Origin of the sequence: uncultured Butyricimonas sp., assembly GCF_959596855.1 — a bacterium.
Taxonomy (GTDB): Bacteria; Bacteroidota; Bacteroidia; order Bacteroidales; family Marinifilaceae; genus Butyricimonas; species Butyricimonas muris.
This window is the reverse complement of record NZ_CAUFYA010000091.1, coordinates 1-4,312: the sequence shown is the minus strand read 5'-3', so window position 1 is coordinate 4,312 and position 4,312 is coordinate 1. Positions and strand designations below refer to the sequence as shown.

The following is a 4,312-nucleotide window of genomic DNA, read 5'->3' as shown; positions in this document are numbered from 1 at the left end:
TGACTACAAATGCAAGGGCACAAGCAACCAACAGGATGATAAAACTCCAATCCCATCCAAGGTTTTCAACCACGTACCCCATCATAATATTCGCCAAAAGCGCCGTTCCAAAAAAATACCCGAAAAATCCGGTCAACCCGGCAGCTGTTCCGGCAGCTTTCTTGGGGGCCAGATCGAGAGCGTGTACTCCGATCAACATCACGGGACCATAAATCAAGAACCCGATAGCAATCAATGAAATACTATCCATTACAAGATTATGATCCGTTTTCCAGTATATAAACACGAATAAAGCTACTAATACCATATAAGTCATCGTGGTAAGCGCACGCCGTCCCTTGAACAGATAATCACTCACGATACCACAAATGATCGTTCCGGGAATAGCCGCAATCTCGTAAGCCGAATAAATCCAACCTACCGCACCGCTATCATACCCCTTCACATCCTTCAAGTAGGTCGGGGCCCAGTCTAAAACCCCGTAACGCACCAGATAAATAAAAGCATTGGCAATCGCAATATACCACAATATCTTATTATTCAACACGTACTTGAAAAATATCTCTTTCGCCGTCAACTCTTCTTCCGACTTGGCACTATAATTCTTCGGGTAATCATTACGATACTCCTCGATAGGCGGTAAGCCTTCCGATTGCGGGGTATCCCGGATAAGCCAGAAAGAAATTACCACGATAACAAGAGCGACCACTGCCGGGAAAACAAACGTGGCGGTCTGCCATGAACCGAACCATACCAACCCCAGCGAGAACATGATACCGACCAAACTTCCTCCCACGTTATGCGCCACGTTCCAGATCGACATCTTCGTTCCCCGTTCGTTATGTGAAAACCAGTGCGTCATCACACGCCCACTCGGGGGCCAGCCCATTCCTTGAAACCAACCGATCAAGAACTGCGTGACAAACATCATCACGATAGAAGATATTCCGGCACTCGTCCCCAAGAATAAGGTAACAAGAGCCGACAACAATAATCCTAACGGCAAAAATTTGCGGGCACTACTCCGGTCAGAAACCCCTCCCATCAAAAACTTCGATATGCCATAAGCAATAGCATTTGCCGAAAGCGCCACTCCCAAATCTCCTTTGTCAAATCCCAGCTCCTGCAAATAAGGCATTGCCAGCGTAAAATTCTTTCTAACAAGATAGTAACCCGCATAACCGATAAAAATCCCGAGGAAGACCTGCAACCGCAATCGTTTGTATGTCGGATCAATCTTCTCCTTGGGCAATAAAGGCTTGTGGGGTTCAGGTTTTAGAAAACTCCACATGTCATCAATTTTTATAAATTATTATTTATACATATACATCAGCTAAGCTCAAATAATGATCTTAGCCGCGATATAATTTTCTGCCAATTCCGTGAATTCCTTCACTTCTTCATCTATCCACGTCTGATCCTTCCCAAGTTCCTTGGCCATCACTTCCGCTACTTTCGGGGCTGCTTTAATAGCCTCTTTAGCATCAACGAACAACAAACGAACCCTTCGAGCGAGAACATCCTCGACCTCTCTGGCCATTTCTTTCCGAACGGCCCATACCACTTCGGCAACGGTATAGTCATATTTATCCGACAATTTTTCACCGTATTCCGGATGGTCCGCTATCAATTTCAAAATAGCGTCTTGATCACTTCCGTAAACGTACATATGATCTTTTAGGTTCGGATTCTTCCGATACCCGTGAATATGAAATTTCTTGGTGACACATTTCCTCGGCTCAACCAATTTAAGGGCTATCGCTTTATCCACTGTGTCCTCTGCCATTCTCCGGTAAGAAGTCCACTTACCTCCCGTGATAGTGACCAGATTATTGTCCGAAACGATAATCTTATGTCCCCGGGAAATCTCTTTCGTGCTTTTTCCCTCGTGCTTCGGCGCAGCCAAAGGACGTTGTCCCGCGAACACGGATTCAATATCGTCATAAGTAGGCGCCGGATCCATGTACAAGGATGCCGTCTTCAAAATAAAATCAATCTCCTCCTTCAACGGCTTCGGCTCAATCTCCGGAGTAGGACGCATGATATCCGTTGTCCCCACAACCACCTTGTCATGCCAAGGCACGGCAAACAGCACACGTCCGTCACTCGTTTTGGGTACCATTATCGCGTAATCACTTTTCAAAAATTTCATATCCAACACAAGATGTACCCCTTGGCTTGGAGTTACCATCTTGCTGTGTCCCGGGGAATCCATCGCCATCAAATCATCCACAAGCACCCCGCAAGCATTGACCACGCTTTTGGCTGCCAGTTGCATTTCTTTACCCGACTCGGTATCCACGAATTTCACCCCGGCAACCTTTCCGTTCTTGTCATGTACGATACCCGATACTCGCGCCTTATTCAACACTACTCCACCATTCTCCACGCAAGTCTGTGCCAGATTTATAGCCATCCGCGAATCATCAAATTGTCCGTCATGATACACGATTCCCCCCTTCAACCCTTTCTTCACGGACGTCGGTAAATACTCCATTACTTTCTTGGAAGAAATAAACCTGCTCCTTCCATACCCGAAACCGAACGAAAGTAAATCATAAAAAGTAAGTCCGCAAAAATAAAGGAAATTATCCCAATACGTATAGTTTGATATTACAAATGCTTGATCTTTTACCAGATGCGGGGCGTTAGCTTTCATTCGCCCTCTTTCCCTCAATGCCTCCAACACCAAAGCAACATCTCCTTTTTGCAGATAACGTACACCCCCGTGTACCAACTTCGTACTCCTGCTTGAAGTACTCTTTGCAAAGTCCGCCATTTCAAGAAGGGCGACACTATATCCCCGTGTTGCGGCATCAACCGCAACACCTAAACCCGTGGCTCCTCCTCCCACTACAACCATATCCCATACCTTCTCGGATTCTTGAAGTTTATTCAACATATCCTCTCGGTTCATAACGCAATTATTTATTTGTTTTACAATTAATTTTAAGTTCAACAACCAATCAATCCTACCTATGAAAGCCCCTCCATCCTCCTCGTGCCTACACACGGGTGAATCGGAATATTGAAACAACAATCCTTTTTCTGTTATTGGTCTACGTCAATTCAATAGATAAGAATTTGACTCCTTTGGTATCGAAATAATTTACGGAATTAGGCTATAAAAGTTTCTTTTTTTTTAGAAATTAGCAATATTCATTTAAAATAAATCACTATCTTAGTCATACCTTTTTGAGGGATGATCTAATATTTAGACATACACGTAAGTCATTGAGTATATTATTGATAATCGGAATAAGATGAAATCATTATCTTTAAGTGAAAGACATAGCTACATACTTGATCTGTTGCGGCAGCAAGGCTCTGTTGCTGTAATCGATCTTGCCAATCAACTAAAAGTATCTTCAGTAACCATCCGCAAGGATCTCACGTTGCTTGAAGAAAAGAAAATGTTATACCGTACTCACGGAAGTGCGATTTTAATCAATCCTTATATTAATGATCGCCACGTCAATGAAAAAGAAAAATTCTATACCGAAGAAAAACGTCTTATCGGAATGCAAGCGGCTAATCTGATCACCCCGGACGATTCCATTATCATCGCTTCCGGCACAACCATGCACGCTTTAGCTCGCCAAATCGTCCCACAAGGACATCTTACAGTCATCACGGCTGCAATCAATGTAACGCATATACTTGCATGTAATAAAAACATTGATATTATTCAACTGGGAGGTCTAGTGCGTAATAGTTCTGTATCTGCCGTAGGAAGTTATGCGGAAAAAATGCTGGAAAATTTCTCTTGTAGTAAACTATTTATGGGAGTTGATGGTATCGATTTGGAATATGGACTATCTACAACCAATATGATAGAAGCCAACTTGAATCGAATTATGATGAAAGCTGCCCAAAAAACTATCGTCCTTGCTGACTCATCCAAGTTCGGACGCAGGGGCTTTGGAAAAATTTGCGATTTGGATGCAGTTGAACACGTCATTACCGATAGCCACATCCAACCCAAGATTTTGGAAGAGTTAAGAGAACGAGGCTTGGAAGTCACTATCGCAAATTAATCAAATACTTCAAGTATTTATTACTTTTTGAAACACACTCTCAATTTGTAGAAATCTAAAATCATTCAATCTAAAATAAAAAAAGTCTTTCAATACTGAAAGACTTTTTCTCTTCGTAGCGAGAGGCGGGCTTGAACCGCCGACCTCATGATTATGAATCATGCGCTCTAACCAGCTGAGCTACCTCGCCATAAATCACTGAACTTGTCCAGTGATTTGAAAATCTGGCATCGACCTACTCTCCCACCTCTCGGCAGTACCATCGGCGCTAACGG

General features: G+C 43.3%; 3 protein-coding genes and 1 tRNA gene. 1 reads left to right on the top strand and 3 read right to left on the bottom strand.

Going from position 1 to position 4,312, the window contains the following annotated elements; genetic code table 11:
• Together pgtP and Q5866_RS20785 are read right to left on the bottom strand one after the other, a co-directional pair.
• Window positions 1–1,291: phosphoglycerate transporter protein PgtP (gene pgtP, locus Q5866_RS20790; protein WP_303182294.1), on the bottom strand; the 1,291-nt coding region annotated here is incomplete at its 3' end.
• Window positions 1,292–1,339: 48 nt separating this feature from the next.
• Window positions 1,340–2,917 (bottom strand): glycerol-3-phosphate dehydrogenase/oxidase, encoded by a 1,578-nt coding sequence (locus Q5866_RS20785; RefSeq protein WP_099289797.1) that lies wholly within the window; start codon window positions 2,915–2,917, stop codon window positions 1,340–1,342.
• 346 nt (window positions 2,918–3,263) lie between these two features.
• Here Q5866_RS20785 and Q5866_RS20780 point away from each other — a divergent pair, with 346 nt between their 5' ends.
• Entirely contained in the window at window positions 3,264–4,037 is a 774-nt protein-coding gene (locus Q5866_RS20780) for a DeoR/GlpR family DNA-binding transcription regulator (RefSeq protein ID WP_303182292.1), read from the top strand.
• 116 nt (window positions 4,038–4,153) lie between these two features.
• Here Q5866_RS20780 and Q5866_RS20775 read toward each other — a convergent pair.
• Window positions 4,154–4,227, bottom strand: a tRNA-Met gene (locus Q5866_RS20775).
• Window positions 4,228–4,312: the final 85 nt, after the last annotated feature.

What these genes read in the sequence shown, in the direction of transcription:
- Q5866_RS20785 (WP_099289797.1), bottom strand. Translation starts at nt 2,917, where the DNA reads ATGAACCGAGAGGATATGTTGAATAAACTTCAAGAATCCGAGAAGGTA.
- Q5866_RS20780 (WP_303182292.1), top strand. Translation starts at nt 3,264, where the DNA reads ATGAAATCATTATCTTTAAGTGAAAGACATAGCTACATACTTGATCTG.